The organism is Yeosuana aromativorans (assembly GCF_014646655.1).
In the GTDB taxonomy this organism is placed as follows: Bacteria; Bacteroidota; Bacteroidia; order Flavobacteriales; family Flavobacteriaceae; genus Yeosuana; species Yeosuana aromativorans.
The window spans coordinates 1-810 of sequence record NZ_BMNR01000026.1 but is presented as its reverse complement, the minus strand read 5'-3'; the positions used below and the strand labels follow the sequence as shown (position 1 = coordinate 810).

At 34.1% G+C, this 810-nt stretch carries 1 protein-coding gene; it reads right to left on the bottom strand.

What is annotated here, in order from left to right:
• The coding region (locus IEW94_RS16795; RefSeq protein WP_188655249.1) for an IS3 family transposase at positions 1-810 on the bottom strand (810 nt) is incomplete at both ends.

Below are 810 nucleotides of genomic sequence, written 5' to 3'. Positions count from 1 at the left end.
CATATTCGGTGTTTTGAAATCTAAAGATAAGTGTAATCTTATTTCGTTGTATAAATTAACTGCATTTTTTGTAGCTCTTTTCGCGTGAGCTATATTTGTAAATGTTTGGTCGAGATAAAATTCATCTTTAAGAATCCCGTTAACCCTTTCTGCGAGGGCATTTTCATAACAATGGTTTTCTTCTGTCATACTGATATCTATCTTATTTCTTTTGAGTATTTGCGTGTATACATTGCTGCAATATTGAATACCCCTGTCTGAATGGTGAATGAGTCCTTTTGTGTTTTTAGCATGATATAAAGCCTTGTTAAGAGCTCTCACGCATCCGTTTAGTTCCAGACTATCACTCAGGTCATAACCCACAATTTTCCTTGAATACATATCTGTTATTAAGGCCAGATAACAAAATCCTTTTACCGTTCTGATATAAGTAATGTCAGATACCCAGACTTGGTTAGGTCTTGTAACTTGAAGATCTTTAATGATATTGTTATACTTATAGAACCTGTGCAAAGAGTTGGTTGTTCTAGAACTGTATTTCTTTCTAAGAGTTAGCATATGATGTTTTCTAAGTACGTTAAACAGTGTGTCTCTACCTACTTTAAGGTTGGCTTTGGTAAACTCACCATCTAATGATTTAACAAGTTTACGCACGCCTTCTCTAGGCAGGGATTTGCGTCTTTTCTTTATTATCTCAATAATCTGCTGTTCTATTTTTAAACGCTTATCAGCTCTGTTTTTATACTTATAGTAAGCATTGCGTTTATGTCCGAAACAATTGGTTATAGTAGTTAAAGAAGCAAATCCCTT